Here is an 18,015-nt window from a genome sequence, read left to right as displayed (position 1 = left end):
TCGTTTTAATGTTCGGATTTAGACTATTTTTCCTTCAAATACGATTTTTTTCCCAATCGGAATGATCTGAATCGACCCATTTTCCTTCTTTTCCTGAAAAATGGGCTCCTCCATTCGTCGGACAGGCGAGTAGCCTTCCGCTGCCATCTGGGACAACACTTGATCGATCGTCATGTTGTCTTCCACATAGAATTTCTTCTTCTTTGGTTTTGCGGTCATTCTTTAATTCTCCTTTTCTTCACAGCCTTCACCCAGAAGCCGCCGTGAATCGATTTGGGCTCATATGAAATGATAAATGCCTTTGAATCCAGCGTTTTAATCGTTTCATATAATTGCAGTTCATATTTTCTCGGTGTTAAAATTTGCAATGCTGTCCGGTCTCCTTCAAGACCGCCTGCTACCCAGCTGGTGACACCATATCCTTTTTCTCTCAATTGTCTTGGGAGATCGACATCTAATTCTTTTGTGATCACGTTAACAGTTGTGTAGCCAAGTGCCAGCTTCTCTTCAATTTTCATCCCGACAATGATCCCCATCCCATAACCTAACGCATACGCAATAACATTTTGGATTTGATCTAAGTTATCAAGCACGATACTTAATCCAATCACATAAATCAGCATTTCAATCGTACCAGCAAAAGCTGCTGCGTACCGTCTGCCTTTCATTGTTAAAATCAAACGCATGGTGGAAAAAGAGACATAGACAATATTAATCACTAAAATGATCAAAACCATGGTGAACGCATTGGATAAAAGTTGTTGAAGCACGATTCGAACCCCCTGCACTAAAAAATCAAATAAAGCACCCCATATTCTACTAGAGAACATACCTTGATACAATCAAATTTGCGCGAGAAAAACACATATATCTTTCGACAAGAACGGTGGTCTTTATTACCAAGAGTTTACCCGTTTTTTCCTCTTCTCAACATGAAAACCTCCTTTTTAAAAAAAGGAGGTTTTCAGTGTATATATTATCCAAATCGAACAGGCACAAGCGAAGGAATCAAATACTCTCCAACAATGCCCCAGAGCAGTGCAATGATGACAAGCTCCACCAATAAAAAGACCCAGCCGGTATAAATCAAATCACCGCGCGCCGCTTCATGATCCGATTGAATCGAGCGAAACAATACGACCGCAATCAACTGGAGACCAAAGAACATCATCACAGATAAAATGACCGTCACATATGGAATATTCAGCATGGCAAATACAAGCCAAAGGATCGATAAAACCAAAACCGGTACAAGTGCGGCACCAAACTTCATGATCACTTCTTTCAGTGATATGTTTCCTTTTAGCATGTACTTTCCGAGTAACCAGACGGTGAGCATCATCAGTGTGAGCAGAATGAGTGTAAAGACCGCTACCCTCAAAAAGGCGTCACCAAAAGAGTAATGAATGCCAAAGCCTAATAAACGAGTCTTTGACGCCTTTAATTGAACATAGTTGCCTAAAGCAAAAAACACGCTGAATAACACAATTGAAATCCAAGCATACTTCATCCGTAATGTTTCCGCTTGATTGATGGCCTGGCTCGGTGATTTTAACATCGCAAGTCCATATGAGCTATAGCGCTTAAACGCGCCTCCTACACCTTGCAGCATACGTTGAATGGTAGAACGCTCATCATCCGCTGTCGCTTTCGCTTTCGACGTTCTTCCACGTTTTGCGGCACTTCTACTAAGGCGGGATTGCCTAGTTTCTTGATCTATTGATGGCTCTTCATTTTTTAAGTCTGATGTACTTTGCTCTTCATCTTTTTCTAACATCTCATATCAACTCCTATCCAGCACAATCCTGACAGGTTCATACGAATGACCTATCCGGATGACTCCTCTTAAAGTAGCGGAGTCTCTCTGTTCCGTCAAGATTCCTTGACGTTCATACGAATAGACGGATAAAGGGTAGCAGAGGTTTTAAATTGGCAAGAAAATAAGGCAAAACAAAAAAACAGCAGCTTGCATGAGCTGCTGTTTCAGCGTGTAGACAAGCCCTCGCATTCTTTGTCAGTCCTGCGCGCTGGTGCTCACGAATGTCAAATTCGCTCCGCGTCAGTGCTCGTCCTTCCTAGACTGCAAAGGTTTTCTATCACGCTGAAAAAAAGAAGACAAAGGGTTAAAATAAAGATCGTTTTAACCCTTTGTCAACAATTAATGATTTAAGAAAGCAAAGTAGAGAATAAAGATCACAAACAATCCATACATAATCGGATGTATTTCTTTGGCTTTCCCTTTAAAGATCATCGTAATCGGGTAGAAAATAAAGCCAACCGCAATCCCTGTTGCAATACTGTATGTGAGTGGCATCATAATCATCGTTAAGAACGCTGGTACAGCAATTTCAAAACGATCCCATGCAATCTTCGCAAGCGGAGCGACCATCAGTGCCCCCACAATGATTAAAGCAGGTGCTGTCACATTCTTTGTAACGATGGATAAAAGCGGCGAGAAGAACATCGCAAGCAAGAAGAAAATACCTGTCACGACAGATGCAAATCCAGAACGTGCACCTGCTGCAACACCTGAGCTAGATTCAACATAAGATGTTGTCGTCGATGTTCCAAGAATAGAACCGACAACAATTGAAGATGAATCCGCTAGAAGTGCTCTTCCTGCACGCGGCAGCTCATTATTTTTCATTAGACCAGCTTGGGTTGCAACAGCCACAAGCGTTCCTGCTGTATCAAAGAACCCAACGAATAAGAACGTCAAAATCACGACAAGCATTTGGATTGAGAAAATGTCTGGCAAATGAATCAAGGCTTGACCAAAGGTTGGAGACAAGCTTGGAATACTTCCCACAATTTGCGTCGGTACTGGGACAAGACCAACAATCATTCCTGCAATAGCTGTCACAAGCATCCCAATGAAGACCCCTGCATTCACTCGCAGAACCATTAAAATAACAGTCACCACGATACCAAACACCGTTAATAAGACAGGACCACTATGAATGTTTCCAATCGAAACGAGCGTATTATCATTATTAGCAATAATACCAGATCCTTGCAGACCGACAAAGGTAATGAATAGACCAATACCCGCACCAACCGCTAGCTTTAGCTCAGCCGGAATGGCATTGATGATTTTTTCACGGAAACCTGTTAAAGAAAGGGCAACGAAAATCAATCCTGATACAAACACACCAGAAAGTGCTGCTTCCCATGTAATGCCCATGCCAAGAACAACCGAGAAGGCGAAAAAGGCATTTAAGCCCATACCTGGAGCAATCGCAATCGGATACCTAGCAATTAGCCCCATCAGAATACACCCTGCGGCAGAGGCTAGCGCCGTCGCTGTAAAGACAGCGCCTTGATCAATTCGTAATTTATCTGGAAAATCCGGTACCGACACTAAAGCAAGTGTGATCGGATTGACAAACAAAATGTAAGCCATCGCCAAAAATGTGGTTAAACCACCGATGATTTCTCTGCGGTAATTCGTTCCTAATTCATCAAACTGAAAAAACTGTTTCAAGCCAACTGACTCCCTTCATGTCCTTTTGCTTTAGTCTGCCCCATTCACAAGTCAAATAAAAAACGCCCCAACACTTTTGGGACGCTTGACTACATATGTGAATTCAGACCGTGACATAAAACAAGAACAATGCATGATTTATATCAAACGAGTGTGAATTGACGTAGTCAAGCTATTTACGGTAGCTTGGTAGAAACTTGCGGGCCATATCCCCGCTATTATACGACTTCTATCTATTTGATTTCTGTGTCTATTGTACCAACTTCATTTTTAAAACACAATACGAAAAGCGAACGTTTTTCAAAAAAATGTCCGCTTCATTCGGCTTATTACACGAATTTGGAAAATCTCATCTAGTTCTTTATACACCCTTCTCCAAACCCTTCTCTTTTGCAAAAACTGCCTCGGCTATATGGAAAAACTCTTTCACAGCTGGAGAAGCTTGAGAGAGAGACGGACAGGCGAGCGCAACCTGGCGGTGATGAGAGACATTCAACTGTCGAATGTGCACAAGCTGCTGCGTTTTTAAAAACAGCTCAGGACCTATCGTAACACCAAGCCCTTCCCCAACCATACGAGCAATGGTCGTACAATCGTGTACTTCAAATAAAGTAGCTGGCTTCAATTGAGCCTCAGCAAAAATATCCTCTACATGTGATTGATACATGCCAGTCGGCATAATAAACGGTTCATCCGCCAAATCTGTGATATCTACAATGGACTGCTGGTGAAAGCGATGATTTGGATGATAGGCGACCACCATCTCATCTTTGATTAGCGGCAGCAAGTCAAAAGCTTCATCTGCATGGCCTTTCACAACAAAACCAACATCAATGATGCCAGAGTCCAGCCACTCCAATATTTCTTCATACGTTCCCTCATAAAATTTAAATTCGATTTTCGGATGTTTTTTCTGATAGCTCACAAGCAGCTTAGGCAATAAACAAGCTGATGCACTGGCAAATGTTCCGATTCGAATCAAGCCCGTTTCGATATTTTTCGTTAACGCAATTTCTTGCTGGATTTTCTCCAATCTATTTAACACTTCTCTAATATGCGGGAGAAGCGTTTGACCAATGTCCGTTAGCATAATGCCCTTTTTTCGATCACGAATGAATAAAGACACATCCCACTCCGTTTCTAAACTCGCCACCGCATGACTGACCGCGGACTGCGTCATATTTAATGCTTCAGCTGCTGCGGTAAAACTGCCAAGCTCGACCACTTTTGCAACAATATCAAAGCGAACAAAGCTCATGAGTATTCACTCATCTCCTTCATGAAAAACATCAATTTTACTTATGTTAGCACGGAATTTAAACTAAATACAACGTATCAAATTGAAGGAAGGGTTCAAAAATGAAAAACACATCACATCAGCTATTGATTATTCTTTTAGCTGTCGGTTCATTCGTCACAGGCACGTCAGAATTCGTCGTGTCAGGCATTCTAGATATTATTTCTGTTGATCTAAATATCTCCATTCCTGTTGCCGGGCAGCTTATTACCGTTTACTCTCTCTTTTATGCAGTAGGTGCTCTCTTTTTAGTGATGGCAACATCGAAATTGAACCGAAAAAAGGTCCTGTTATCGGCAATTTTTATGTTTATTTTAGGCAATGTGGTCGCCTTTTTTAGCCATCACTTTATGCTGCTCCTGCTATCCCGAGTCATCATGGCGATGAGTGGCGGCTTATATATTGTCGTCGCCACGAATTATGCAGCGCAGATCGCCCCGCCAGAAAAAAAGGGAAGCGCAATGGCAACGGTCATTACTGGTTTTACCGTTTCACTCGTACTTGGTGTGCCGATTGGCACATTTTTATCAGGTCATGTGGATTGGCACTATATTTTTCTCATCATTGCACTAGGTACTGCTTGTCTTTTATTCCTGCTTTATCAATTACTGCCACGCATGGAGGGACATTCACATCTGCCATTGAAGCAGCAATTACATCTCCTTCAAGATAGCAGAGTGATCAGCGGATTAGCCACAACCGTCTTTTGGATCTTAGGCTACACAATGGTATTCGCCTATATCTCGCCTTTATTACGACAGACCGCTGGCTTCTCTCTTGAAATGACAAGTATCGCCTTACTCATTTTAGGAATCGCTGCTTTTATTGGCTCACGCTTTGGCGGCTTCGCCGTTGATCAATGGGGACCAAACCGAACCATCTCGATCAGCATCATGATCCAGATGGTCACTCTATTCACCCTATTTTTCACACAATTTTCTACAATTAGCGTCTTGATCACACTAGCCATATGGGGCATCGCAACATGGACGACAACGCCAGCGAAGCAGTTTTATCTCATTTCTCTAAAACCTCAAGCATCAGAAACCGTGCTGAGTTTTAATACAGCAATTATGAATATCGGCATGATGCTCGGATCATCAATGGGCGGCGTGATTATTCAGTATACAAATGTAACGAATTTAAGTTGGATTGGCGGGATAGCTAGTTTTGTGGCATTCATGTTGATTCGGTACTCGTTCCATCGCAATCAGTTGGACCAAAAGCGGACAAAAAGCGAACATGTATAACCATGTTCGCTCTTTTATTTATTGACTAGCTTTTGACGTTTCTTTTTTACTGGAATGGTGACCTTTATTTCTTTGTGTGGCGCCAACATATTTAGTTCTGACAAATCAAGATAAAGCCCATAATCCTTAGATGATATTGAATCTAACTTCTTCTTATCAAATTCAAAGGTGGATTGCATAGAAGCTGTCTTTAAATTGGTCACCCTTTTTGTGCTTTTTTGATTAGACGCACTTGCTTCATCTCACTCACACCTCCTACACCTGTTAGAGCAAGCTTTCTCTCAAACGGTTTCAACAAATAGAAATTTATTTTACTTAGCATATGTCGGATAAAAATAGAGAAAGTGAAGAATAGAGTCGAAAGAACAAGTTGGATATTTGATATAATGGAAGAAATATCTACAAAAAGGAGTATGTCGATTGTTTCGATTCGAAGAACCCACGTGTGCTAACTGTCAGAAAAAAATAGAAGGAAACGAAGAAGTGTACGTCAAGCTGGTCTATCCAAAGAGAAAAGGGATGACAGAGGTGAAGGCTTGGTTGAGGAATGAAGGGGTTTTTTATTGTAAGGCATGTACAGAACAAAAGACATCTCATGGAGGATAACTAAATGAACAAAATCAACTTTCCACAAACATTTCCAACAATACATACCGAAAGACTAATTTTAAAACAAGCAACGATCGAAGATGCTGAGGATATGCACATCTATTTATCCAATGAAACCGTGTGCCGCTACATGGGCATTGATGCTCATGAATCCATCGAGGACACAAAAGGAGAAATCAAGTGGTATGACAATATCTTCAAAGAACAAACAGGCATCCGGTGGGGCATTTCTCTAAAAGACAATCCAGCCATTATCGGCAGCTGCGGCTTTCTCAATCTAGAAAAACAGCACTACCGCACCGAAATTGGCTATGAATTACACCACGATCATTGGAGAAAAGGCATTATGAAGGAAGCGATTGCTGCGGTGTTACGATATGGATTTCAGGAAATGAACTTGAACCGGATTGAAGCGATTATTGATCCAGCTAATACGTCCTCTGTTCAATTATTGGAGAAGATTAATTTTGTACGAGAGGGTTTATTGAGAGAGTATGATCTTGGTCAACATGGGTTTGATGATGTGTTTATGTATTCCATTTTGAAGCGGGATTACAAATAAAATAAATGAAAACAGATATCCATTTCATTCAAAAGCCACAAGTAGAATATGTTTCTTTTCACATTTATGAGCTCAACTCGACGATTGAAAAACTGATCCAGCAGGTGGAGCAATCAGCCCCATTCTTCCTAGCAAAAGACCCTGAGAAAGAAAACATGAAAAAGATTTCTTATCACGACATTTTGTATATAGAAAGTGTCGATAAAAGATCGTTTTTGTATACGACAGATGGAGTGTTTCTTATAAAAGAAAAGTTATTTGAACTCGAAAAACAGCTTGAGGAGCATGACTATGTCAGGATTTCGAAATCAATGATTCTTAATATTGATTCTATTACCGCTATTTCTCCTAAAACGAGTGGCCGTTTCGAAGCAAACCTGACAAATGGAGAAAAAGTGATGATTTCACGTTTTTATATTCAAGCATTAAAAGAGAAGCTTGGGTTACGGAGGGAGTGAACAGGATGAGACGTTATATCATTAATCTTTTAATCACATTTTGTATGATCTTTACGGTATTAGTGCTGATTTATTGTTTCACATTTGGATCAATGCCGATTTACATGTTACAAGCAATCATGTTCAGTTCCTTTTTTTCCAGTGCCCTGACCTTCTTGCTATACCCTAAACATACGTACAGTCATAATCGGATTCTTTTTCAACAAATCTTATATATCATCCTTGTGATGTGTATGATTATGACAACCATCATCATCGTCAGTGGTGAAATCAGTCTCCCTACGATCATTGTGAATTTTCTTGTGGTCATGGCTTTATTCTTTTTGATTAAGTACATCTTGTATAAAAAAGATCAGGCAACCGCTGCTGAAATCAATGAACTTTTACAGCAGCGAAAAAAACGAACAACATCTTAATATGCATCTTAGGGCGATAAATTGACATGTTAGGAAGATTTGATTGAGGCTCCTGCTTGATTCCACTACTCTGACATTAGAGGAGGAATCAACAATGAAACCAATGACAATCATTCGAAAAGCTGTGCTTCTACTGCTGTTTTCTTTAATCATCCCAACAAGTGCAGGTGTCTATATATCCATCAAAGAAGTAACCGACCCAATGACCATCTATATCATCAATGGCTGTGCCATGCTGGCGGGGTGTCTTTTACTTCTATTCATTATTCAAAAAAGTCGTTTTCACTTGAAAGATATAGGGTTTCGAAAAGGGACTCTCGGAATGTGGGTCATTCCCATCCTTATCATCGAGACCATCCCGTTTATCGCTGGATTAAACAAGGACTTATCACTATCTTCTTTCATGTCGCTTTGTTTCTTCATGGTGTGTGTCGGTCTGTTTGAAGAAGGAATCTTTCGAGGCATCCTGTTCCAATATTTAAAACAGATCAATCTGAGTACCGCCATCTGGGGATCTGCCGTACTATTCGGCCTTGGTCATTCTGCTAATCTACTAAGCGGAAAAAGCCTCGCATTAACAGTGGCGCAAATCTTTTTCGCCTTTTTATTTGGATTCGTTGCAGCTGAAATTGTGGCACTCACTAACAGCCTGCAATGGGTGATCTTATGGCATGCCGTTCATAATATCGTGGATCAAACCACAAATGGGCAAACGCATGTGGAATTACAAATGCTTTTACTTTCGATTCAATGTGTCATTTTGCTTGTTCTTGCGGTGGTGTTGTGGAGAAGATTAAGAATGAAAAGAGGAGGAAAGAAATGAAGGGGAACACATGGATAGAAGGCTGGTTTGAAAAGTGTGAAGAACTTAAAATCAAGCCTTGGGAATGGGATTTTAAGCAAAGCTATATCAAAGAGCCCATACCGAAAGATAAATCATCAATTGAATTAATATTAGATTATAAAAGCCGTACACTGAAAGAAATCGGAATCTGTAATGTCACTAAAAAAACTGGTCGTAAAGCTGACTGTGATAAAGAACCTTTTTATATTTATCAATTACTTTGGAGTACTGAATATGAGCCAAAGCTTAAATCTCAGCTTTCTTTAGATCGTCACAATTCGCTCCGTGGAGAAACAATGAATTCGTTCATTACGACTTTCAATCATTCTAAAAAAATTAATTCGGATAGTCATCTCAAACTTGAGTTTGAAAAATTCGCTACTTCCACCCACTGCATTGGAAATTTCACCGTATTACCACATTGGATGAATTCGGGCCGGTATTTATTTTCTCAAGATTATTGGGATGTTACGATGTATTCACTATTTGAATTCTTTCAACCATTAGGATGTTGGAAACAGTTCGTCGAACGATATTTCCTTCAACCTTATGTGAATAATGATGAAGAATGGACAGTGAGTGAATTTTGGGAAGGACATTTTGAAAGCATAGGAAATTACAATCAATTAAAACCTCAAAATGAACAAGAATTAAGTGAGTACCTACATAAAGTAAATCTTAGGATTGAGGAACGAGGCAAATGGATCATCAAAAAAGTCTGTGAAGAATTGAAGTTACAACATTTCACTTTTTATGATGAACTAAAAGATAGACAAATTCGATTTTCAAACGAAATGAAATAAACCTTAATGAGCGAGCTCAGTGTTCGCTTTTTTATTTTCTAAAAGGAGTTCCCAAATACAGAAAAATAAGATCTTAACAAAAAGCTGATATCCTAAACGCCATATAAGCATCATCATGTTCTCGTGCTCATTCACTCATGTAATCCTCTTTCAACATGCTGTATATTTCTAAATCAACAACTCCTTTGCCGGACCATAAAACAGCTTGTCTGAGCAGCCCTTCTTTGATAAAACCATTTTTCAATAGGACTTTTTTTGATGCTTCATTTGCTGGCATGACCTCTGCTTGAATTCTATTAATATCAACCTCTTCAAAAAGAAATGTCGCAAGTGTAGAGACAGCTTCTGTTGCGATGCCCTTGCCCCAATGTTCCTCTGCCAAGAAATAGCCAATCGTCACCGCATTCACTTTTTGATTAAGGTCCATTATTTCAATGATGCCAACTAGCGTATGAGGCATATCCTTTTGAAAGATTCCCCATTTCACTCTGCTTTTCTTCGCATAATCTCGTTCAAAATGACCAATCATCTTTTTTACCGTTTGGGGGTTATGTTTGGGAATGATTCCACAATACTGAAAGACCGTGTCATTATCATAAATTGAAAATAGCTCTGGCAGATGATGCTCTTCCACCTTTTTTAACAATACATTCTTTGACGCAACTACAGGAAAAGTGCCAAAAAGACTTTCTATTTGCATCTCTTACTCCCCCTTCTCGATAGGAATATAGATTTTCATTTTGATAACATTCGGGCCATTCGAATGTAAGACATCTGTTATTTCAAAATCTGGCCCACTCGTTCTTTCATAATTAGAATTTGGAAGCCAGCTACCATAGATATATATTCTAGTGTTTTGCACCATTTCATGAGATCCACTCACTTTAAATGCTGCATATCTCCCCTCAGGAATCACTATTTTTACAAACCCTTCATTTAAATCTATATCGGATTCTACCACTTCTTCCCCTACCACAAACGAAAAACGGCCATCATCTTGAAAAGAAGTAGATACACCATAAGCCATATGAGGTGCTATTTTTTTTGGAATCTGTTGATAATATTTCTTTCTTCCAAAATCCATATAAAACAAAGGAATGTCCGTAAAATAATCCTCATTTTGAAGGTTAGTTTGATACTCGTAACCAATGATATAAAAATTATCTAACTGAGTCATAACGGGTTTATTCATATTGAGTTCACCCTCTAACGCATATTGGTACGCTAAAAAATCCATTTTGTTTTGTTTCTTTAACATCACTCCCTCTTTTCGAAACCTGCCTGGTGTCACTCCAAAGAATTGTACAAAAGCACGAGTAAACGCTTCTTGAGATCCATACTGGAAAGCAATCGCTACGTGTAAGACATTCTGCTTTGTTTCTTTTAATAATCTAGCAGCCTCAGAGAGCCTTCTATTTCTGATATACTCTTGCACAGAAAAACCTGTAATGGCTTGAAACAATCGCTGAAAATGAAACGCTGAAAAGCAGGATTTCGAGGAAATCTCCTTTATACTTATATTGTTTTGGAGGTTCTCCTCAATAAACTCAATTGAATGCTGTATTCTCTCATAGTAATCCATTGTTTCTCCCCCCTCTACCTTTTATTTTATTACTTCCCTCCTCTTTTTTTTGATCATTTGTGCTAATTGTTGATTTTTAATAGACTTCCACTTATTTATTTCTTAAAATGTTTTTCCTCTATTCTTTGAAATTGCAACATAGCACAAAAAGTCAAGTTTCTAAAAGAAGATTTCCGCTATACTAAATTCACAAGGCAAGGAGGTGCTCGGTTGTCCTATCAAGAACATGAGAAAACGATTCAGGAAACATTAAATTATATTGAACAACATTTGAAAGACGATTTACCGCTTCAAACTCTAGCGAAACACGCTGGTTATTCTAGGTTTCACTTTCACCGTATGTTCAAAAAAGTGATTAAGAAGTCAGTGGTTGATTATATACGGGAACGACGGATGACCCAAGCGGCGAAGGATTTAATTCATACAGACCAACGGGCGATTGACATCGCATTGCAGTATCGATTTAGTTCACAGGAATCCTTCACTAGAGCCTTTAAGAAGATATATGACATGTCACCCGCACGTTATCGGAAATTATTAAGGAATGTAATTAATGAGGAGGAAACAAATATGGCTGATCATCAGAACACACCTACTGGCTGGATTATGACGGGGGATACCCCATCTGACTATGAAACAGGTCTGGATAACAAAATTGTACACAGTGGGACTAACTCCGCTTATTTAAAATCAAAAGATAAAAAAGCTGGAGGTTTCGCAACATTGATGCAGCAAATTAAGTCTGAGCGTTACAAAGGGGAACGTCTTCAATTTTCCGCTTTTGTTAAAAGCGAAGATGTGCAAGGCTCAGCTGGTTTATGGATGAGAATTGACCACTCTTCAGGTGAAATTCTTGCGTTTGACAACATGATGAACCGTCCTATTACAGGAACAAATGGATGGAATCATTTTAGTGTCGTACTAGATGTTCCAGTAAAAAGTGAAGTCATTGCGTTTGGCATATTACTACAAGGTCCAGGTCACATTTGGATGGACGAACTTAGTTTTAAAATTGTAGATGAAAGTGTGCCAGTGACAGAACAAAATACTGTGGATCATTTAGAGGATGAACCAGTGAATTTAAACTTCGAAGGCTAACAGACTGAATTTAAGAGGAGGTTAATTGATATGAAAAAAATGGGCGCGATTTTATTGTTCGCTTTGAATTCACTCACCTTTATTTGTGGCCTTGGATTTTTATTTGGTGAGGAGGATACCACATTAAAACAGAAGTAAAATGAAGATAAACACCCATAGGACAAAAAAAATCAATTGAAAAAGACATCCCTACCACTATCTCTTTTTTGTCATCTTGGTATAATAGAAAAAATCAGAAAAATGAGAATGCGATGATAAGGAATAGTACTTGCCTAAATGTTTTCAGAAAGTTGCTGGTTGATGAGAAGCAATAACAAAAAGGCAGGGAACTCACCTTAGAGTAGCCTTAGTGAAATGAAAAGGATTGATGTAGTTAAGGTCGGCACCCCACCGTTATATGGGAAGGATATAAGATATAACAATCTGTATCCGAATAAGGGCATGATAATGTAAGGTTATCATGAAACAGGGGTGGTACCGCGTAAGAAGAAGTCTTTCGTCTCCAAGTTCAATCTTGGAGATGATAGGCTTTTTTTATATTCCAATTACAGGAGGAATGGATGATGTTTAACCACAAAAAATACGAAAAGAAATACTTTTTGCCACCGAACCTTACTTATGATTGGGTGAAGAACGAAACATTAGAAAGTGCTCCGATATGGTGCAGTGTGGACTTACGGGATGGAAATCAAGCATTACCTATTCCTATGAACTTAGAAGAAAAATTGGAAATGTTCCAGTTACTAGTAGAGATCGGTTTTAAAGAAATTGAAATCGCATTTCCAGCTGCTTCTGATACGGAGTTTAGGCTATTACGGACACTGATTGATCATCATATGATTCCAGACGATGTCACGATTATGGTGATCACGCAAGCGAGAGAGCATATTATCCGCCGAACCTTCGAAGCCATTAAGGGGGTACCGAAAGCGATTGTTCATTTATATAATTCGACTTCAGAAGCGCAGCGCAGACAAGTATTTAAGAAAACAAAAGATGAAGTGAAACAAATGGCAATGGATGGAGCTATTTTAGTAAAGGAACTTTCCGAAAAAACAGAAAGCGATATTTATTTTCAATATAGTCCTGAAAGCTTTCCAGGAACAGAAGTTGATTATGCGTTAGATATTTGTAACAGTGTTTTAGATATTTGGAAACCGACTCCAAATCATAAAGCAATCATCAATATTCCGACAACAGTTGAATATTCAATGCCTCATATCTTCGCAAGTCAAATTGAGTATATACACAAAAATCTGACTTACCGAGACAGTGTGACATTATCTGTTCATCCACATAATGACCGCGGTTCTGGGGTGAGTGATGCAGAATTTGGCGTGCTAGCCGGCGCAGAAAGAGTCGAAGGTACATTATTTGGTATCGGTGAACGTACAGGGAACGTAGACTTGATTACCTTGGCGATGAATATGTACTCACAAGGTTATGATCCAAAATTGAATTTCAATAACCTAGAAGCGATTCGCAAACAATATGAAAAACTAACCAACATTACTGTTCATGAGAGACAGCCATATTCTGGCGAGATGGTATTCACCGCATTCTCTGGGTCACATCAAGATGCGATATCTAAAGGGATGAAATATAGAAAGGAAAATAATATTGATAAATGGGACGTTCCGTATATCCCAGTAGATCCAGTTGACTTGGGGAGGAATTATCAAACGGATGTGATTCGAATCAATAGCCAGTCTGGAAAAGGCGGCATAGGTTATATACTAGAAACAAATTATGGCATTCAACTTCCTTATCAAATGAATGAAGCCATGGGATATGAAGCGAAGAAAGTATCTGATCAGACAAATAGGGAATTGTCTGTCGAAGAAATATATCATGTTTTTGAAAAGCAGTATGTTGATTTTCACCCTCATTTCCAGCTGCTTGATTATCAATTTCATAAAGGAGAAAAGCAGGAAGTCACCTTAACTTTGCTGAGAGATCATCAACAAATTGAAATACAAGGAACTGGCACTGGAAGTTTAGATGCGATCAGTAATGCGTTAAAAGCATATTTTCATCTCGAGTATGATTTGGAAGTCTATGAACAGAATTCTTTGGGCAAGGATTCTCAAGCAAAAGCCTGTGCACAGATTGGAATTTCATATCAAGGAAAAATGCATTGGGGCGCTGGGATTGATAAAGATATTATAGAAGCAACCGTGAAAGCCCTTGTGGTTGCAGTAAATAGGCTAGAGGTTTGGATGTAGATGGAAAAAGATAAACTTGAAAAACATGAAGCGATGCAATATTTAAGAGAATACAACGAGCAAGAAATCTTTTATCAACAATACCAACAGAAAAAGCATGACAATCAATCATTGCAATTATTTTTGAAGGATTATGATCAAAACAATTTCATGCAAAAGCAAATATATATAGAAGAATTTTTGCTAAAAGGGCAGAATGAATTTGAAAAAGAGGATACCATGTGGTTAAGTCAGGAGAAAGATATTGAAGTGAGAAAGTATAGCCGTTTTATGCCTCAATTGTCGGCTATCCATGATTTCTTTGAGATGATCTATGTTCTGGAAAATGAAATGTATGTAGAAGTGGAAGGCAAAAAAATGGCTTTACAACAAGGAGATATTGCTTTTATTCCACCTAACACCATACACAAGCCAATTGTAATGGAGAATACAATCGCAATCCAAATCATGATCCGTAAAAGTACTTTTCAAAAAGTGTTTTTTAAAATGTTAAAAGGCACTCATGTCATTTCAGAGTTCTTTTTGAATGCATTGTATAGAAAAGAAAATAAAAATATTCTTATTTTCCATAGTCGCTTGGATAAAAATTTGCTAGACTGCTCCCTTCAACTTTTTACAGAAAATTATAATCGGTTTCCTGGTTACCAGTTGATTATGAATAATTTGTTTGAGATATTATTATGTCTCTTATTAAGATTCAAACCAAGTCATTTGAACGTAAACCAGGTCAAACAATATAGTGATATACGTATGATTCAAATGCTCCAATATATTCAGCAATGTTGTGAGCATATAACAATCCAGGAGCTAGCAGAGGAATTTAACCTTTCACAATCTTATCTGTCTAAATATATAGCTCGTAAGCTTGGCAAATCATTTAGTGAGATTCGACAAGAAATAAGATTAGAAAAAGCGTGTGAAATGCTCACTTGTAGCAATTTGCAAGTAGATCATATTGCGACAACCGTTGGTTATCAAAATGTAGAGCATTTCATTCGTTTATTTAAGAGAAAGTATCACCTAACACCACATCAATATCGTTTAAATAATAAAGTCGAGCAAACATCAAATCAATACTAATAAAAAGGAGAAATCATCATGTCGATCGAGAAAGTAAAAGATTATTTTAAACAATATGATATGGATCATCGGATTCAGGAATTTTCAGTATCTAGTGCAACCGTAGACTTGGCTGCATCTGCATTGGGCTGCGATCCTGAAAGAATCGCAAAAACACTCTCCTTTCTAGTAAATGGACAAGCTATTTTAATTGTGACCTCTGGCGATGCAAAAGTGGATAACAAAAAATTCAAAGAATATTTTAAAACAAAAGCTAAAATGCTTTCTCCTCATGAGGTCGTTGACTTGGTCGGTCATGAAATTGGCGGAGTATGTCCTTTTGCTATAAAGAATGGCGTATCTGTTTATTTAGATCATTCACTCAAACGTTTTGAAACAGTCTATCCGGCTTGCGGGAGCAGTAACAGCGCTATTGAACTCACAATCAAACAATTAGAAAAATACTCCGGTTATTCACAATGGATTGATGTGTGTAAAGGATGGAATGATGAATTCACAAATTAAAACGAAAGGAAAAAGTGCAATTAAAAATAAAAAGAGCTAGAAACCCTTGATACACAAAGGTTTTTAGCTCTATTATAACTATTCCCACTCAATCGTAGCAGGCGGCTTACTCGTAATATCATACACCACGCGGTTCACATGCTTCACTTCATTGACGATACGAGTTGAGATCTTTTCAAGGACATCCCAAGGGATTCTTGCCCAGTCACTCGTCATCCCATCAATCGAAGTAACAGCACGGATGCCGATTGTGTAGTCGTATGTTCTTGCGTCACCCATGACACCTACGCTGCGGATGTCTGGGAGAACCGTGAAGTATTGCCAGATGTCGCGCTCAAGGCCGAAGTTGGCAATTTCTTCGCGTAGAATTGCATCCGATTCACGGACGATTTCTAGTTTTTCTTCAGAAATTTCACCTAGTACACGGATACCTAGTCCTGGACCTGGGAATGGCTGTCTCCAGACGATGTCATCAGGAATACCAAGCTCTGAACCTAGGGCACGGACTTCATCCTTGAATAGCGTGTTGAGTGGCTCAATCAATTCGAACTGCATGTCTTCTGGAAGACCACCTACGTTGTGGTGAGATTTGATTGTTTGTGCCGTTGCTGTTCCGCTCTCAATGATATCTGTGTAGAGTGTTCCTTGTGCTAAATAGTCGATTCCTTTTAGCTTGTCCGATTCATCATCGAATACATAGATGAATTCGTTACCGATGATTTTACGTTTTTGCTCAGGATCAGACACACCTTTTAGCTTGTTTAAGAAACGATCTTTTGCATCTACTTTAATCACGTTCATGTTGAAACCTTCGCTAAATGTCTTCATAACCCCTTCTGCTTCGCCTTTGCGAAGAAGACCGTGGTCAACGAAAATACATGTCAGCTGATCACCGATGGCTTTGTGGATCAATACCGCCACAACAGATGAATCCACACCGCCGCTTAGTGCGCACAGTACTTGTTTGTCCCCTACTGTTTCACGGATTTTCTGCATTTCGATTTCAATGAAATTCTCCATTGACCATTTGCCATCGCATTCACACACGCCGAAGACAAAGTTTTTCAATAGGTCATTTCCGTACTCAGAGTGACGAACCTCTGGGTGGAACTGAACGCCATAGAAATTTTTCTCAGCTAAGCTCATCGCTGAGTTTGGACAATGTGCACTTGTTGCATCAACTGTAAAGCCTTCTGGTACTTCAACAACGAGGTCACCATGGCTCATCCAAACGACTTGATCAGTCGGAAGGTCTTTAAATAAAGCAGGCGTTCCATTAATGTGGATATCCGCTTTTCCGTATTCACGCTGGCTTGCCGCTTCTACTTTCCCGCCTAAATAGTGAGTCATGAGCTGCATGCCGTAGCAAATGCCTAGAACCGGAATGTCTAGATCAAAAATCTTTTCATCACAGCGGAAAGATCCTTCATCATAAACACTGTTTGGTCCGCCAGAAAGGATGATTCCTTTAGGCGCCATTTCTTTAATTTCTTCAGCAGTTAAAGTGTGCGGATGAAGCTCACTGTACACACCAAATTCACGAATACGGCGTGTGATCAACTGATTGTACTGACTGCCGAAATCTAGAACCAAAATCATTTCATTTACTAAATTTGTCATGGTGTCACCTCTATGTCCAATATAGTTTTTTATAAACGCACAGAAAAAATGAGAGGAGAAAACCTGCTCTCAGTGTGAATCACGCTTTTGAAGCGCCCAGACTCACATCCGAACGCTTCAATTTCATGTATTTTAGAAGGTTTTAATATTCACCTATTCTAACAACAGGAAGGTACGGGGTCA

The 18,015-nt window shown here is 39.1% G+C and carries 19 protein-coding genes, 1 riboswitch and 1 other annotated feature; of the genes, 11 read left to right on the top strand and 8 right to left on the bottom strand.

Translation table 11 applies throughout. The features are described from left to right. Positions 1-18: 18 nt before the first annotated feature. From MHI35_RS03055 to MHI35_RS03035, 5 genes are all read right to left on the bottom strand, one after another. The gene (locus tag MHI35_RS03055) at positions 19-219 is read right to left on the bottom strand and encodes an NETI motif-containing protein (RefSeq protein ID WP_012009137.1); all 201 of its coding nucleotides are present in this window, start codon (positions 217-219) and stop codon (positions 19-21) included. Next, positions 216-770, bottom strand: a complete 555-nt coding sequence (locus MHI35_RS03050; protein WP_024424505.1) for a DUF2179 domain-containing protein — start codon at positions 768-770, stop codon at positions 216-218. The genes MHI35_RS03055 and MHI35_RS03050 overlap by 4 nt, the downstream gene beginning before the upstream one ends. 206 nt (positions 771-976) lie before the next feature. After that, on the bottom strand, positions 977-1,777 hold the full coding sequence (locus MHI35_RS03045; protein WP_211063790.1) for a hypothetical protein: 801 nt from the start codon (positions 1,775-1,777) through the stop codon (positions 977-979). Between the two features lie 381 nt (positions 1,778-2,158). Further along, positions 2,159-3,484: an NCS2 family permease gene (locus tag MHI35_RS03040; RefSeq protein WP_003214014.1), complete on the bottom strand. Its 1,326-nt coding sequence runs from the start codon at positions 3,482-3,484 to the stop codon at positions 2,159-2,161. Between the two features lie 144 nt (positions 3,485-3,628). Next, a riboswitch (purine riboswitch) is annotated at positions 3,629-3,730 on the bottom strand. A gap of 115 nt (positions 3,731-3,845) precedes the next feature. Further along, on the bottom strand, positions 3,846-4,742 hold the full coding sequence (locus tag MHI35_RS03035; RefSeq protein WP_211063791.1) for a LysR family transcriptional regulator: 897 nt from the start codon (positions 4,740-4,742) through the stop codon (positions 3,846-3,848). Positions 4,743-4,843: 101 nt separating this feature from the next. On the opposite strand from MHI35_RS03035, the gene MHI35_RS03030 reads away from it, so the two are divergent. The 7 genes from MHI35_RS03030 (at position 4,844) to MHI35_RS03000 (ending at position 9,723) form a co-directional block, all read left to right on the top strand. After that, on the top strand, positions 4,844-6,031 hold the full coding sequence (locus MHI35_RS03030; RefSeq protein ID WP_211063792.1) for an MFS transporter: 1,188 nt from the start codon (positions 4,844-4,846) through the stop codon (positions 6,029-6,031). Positions 6,032-6,451: 420 nt separating this feature from the next. After that, positions 6,452-6,637, top strand: a complete 186-nt coding sequence (locus MHI35_RS03025) for a Fe3+ hydroxamate ABC transporter substrate-binding protein (protein ID WP_249407417.1) — start codon at positions 6,452-6,454, stop codon at positions 6,635-6,637. A gap of 4 nt (positions 6,638-6,641) precedes the next feature. Beyond that, the gene (locus tag MHI35_RS03020; RefSeq protein ID WP_211063793.1) at positions 6,642-7,202 is read left to right on the top strand and encodes a GNAT family N-acetyltransferase; all 561 of its coding nucleotides are present in this window, start codon (positions 6,642-6,644) and stop codon (positions 7,200-7,202) included. Between the two features lie 5 nt (positions 7,203-7,207). Beyond that, positions 7,208-7,660: a LytTR family DNA-binding domain-containing protein gene (locus tag MHI35_RS03015; RefSeq protein WP_211063794.1), complete on the top strand. Its 453-nt coding sequence runs from the start codon at positions 7,208-7,210 to the stop codon at positions 7,658-7,660. Positions 7,661-7,665: 5 nt separating this feature from the next. Continuing rightward, positions 7,666-8,076 carry a hypothetical protein gene (locus MHI35_RS03010; RefSeq protein WP_211063795.1) on the top strand — a complete coding sequence of 137 codons (411 nt, stop codon included), beginning with the start codon at positions 7,666-7,668 and terminating at the stop codon, positions 8,074-8,076. 94 nt (positions 8,077-8,170) lie between these two features. After that, positions 8,171-8,899: a CPBP family intramembrane glutamic endopeptidase gene (locus MHI35_RS03005; RefSeq protein ID WP_211063796.1), complete on the top strand. Its 729-nt coding sequence runs from the start codon at positions 8,171-8,173 to the stop codon at positions 8,897-8,899. Beyond that, on the top strand, positions 8,896-9,723 hold the full coding sequence (locus MHI35_RS03000; protein WP_211063797.1) for a hypothetical protein: 828 nt from the start codon (positions 8,896-8,898) through the stop codon (positions 9,721-9,723). The genes MHI35_RS03005 and MHI35_RS03000 overlap by 4 nt, the downstream gene beginning before the upstream one ends. A 127-nt stretch (positions 9,724-9,850) precedes the next feature. Here MHI35_RS03000 and MHI35_RS02995 read toward each other — a convergent pair whose 3' ends face one another. Together MHI35_RS02995 and MHI35_RS02990 are read right to left on the bottom strand one after the other, a co-directional pair. Then, positions 9,851-10,423: a GNAT family N-acetyltransferase gene (locus MHI35_RS02995; protein WP_211063798.1), complete on the bottom strand. Its 573-nt coding sequence runs from the start codon at positions 10,421-10,423 to the stop codon at positions 9,851-9,853. A 3-nt stretch (positions 10,424-10,426) separates the two neighbouring features. Next, on the bottom strand, positions 10,427-11,305 hold the full coding sequence (locus MHI35_RS02990) for an AraC family transcriptional regulator (RefSeq protein ID WP_211063799.1): 879 nt from the start codon (positions 11,303-11,305) through the stop codon (positions 10,427-10,429). A gap of 210 nt (positions 11,306-11,515) precedes the next feature. Between MHI35_RS02990 and MHI35_RS02985 the strand changes: the two genes are divergently transcribed. The 4 genes from MHI35_RS02985 (at position 11,516) to MHI35_RS02970 (ending at position 16,212) form a co-directional block, all read left to right on the top strand. Next, on the top strand, positions 11,516-12,403 hold the full coding sequence (locus MHI35_RS02985) for a helix-turn-helix domain-containing protein (RefSeq protein ID WP_144521740.1): 888 nt from the start codon (positions 11,516-11,518) through the stop codon (positions 12,401-12,403). 242 nt (positions 12,404-12,645) lie between these two features. Then, positions 12,646-12,910: a binding site (T-box leader), on the top strand. A gap of 56 nt (positions 12,911-12,966) precedes the next feature. Beyond that, on the top strand, positions 12,967-14,628 hold the full coding sequence (locus MHI35_RS02980) for a 2-isopropylmalate synthase (protein ID WP_211063800.1): 1,662 nt from the start codon (positions 12,967-12,969) through the stop codon (positions 14,626-14,628). Then, the gene (locus MHI35_RS02975; protein WP_211063801.1) at positions 14,629-15,708 is read left to right on the top strand and encodes a helix-turn-helix domain-containing protein; all 1,080 of its coding nucleotides are present in this window, start codon (positions 14,629-14,631) and stop codon (positions 15,706-15,708) included. It begins immediately after the preceding gene. An 18-nt stretch (positions 15,709-15,726) separates the two neighbouring features. Beyond that, the gene (locus MHI35_RS02970; RefSeq protein ID WP_335349126.1) at positions 15,727-16,212 is read left to right on the top strand and encodes a YbaK/EbsC family protein; all 486 of its coding nucleotides are present in this window, start codon (positions 15,727-15,729) and stop codon (positions 16,210-16,212) included. A 78-nt stretch (positions 16,213-16,290) separates the two neighbouring features. On the opposite strand, the gene guaA is transcribed toward MHI35_RS02970, so the two are convergent. Continuing rightward, entirely contained in the window at positions 16,291-17,832 is a 1,542-nt protein-coding gene (gene guaA, locus MHI35_RS02965) for a glutamine-hydrolyzing GMP synthase (protein WP_211063803.1), read from the bottom strand. Positions 17,833-18,015: the final 183 nt, after the last annotated feature.

Origin of the sequence: Bacillus sp. FSL K6-3459 (assembly GCF_038003305.1) — a bacterium.
GTDB lineage: Bacteria > Bacillota > Bacilli > Bacillales > Bacillaceae > Bacillus > Bacillus pumilus_O.
Note: the sequence above shows the minus strand (reverse complement) of the source record. Positions and strands in the feature narration are given on the sequence as shown.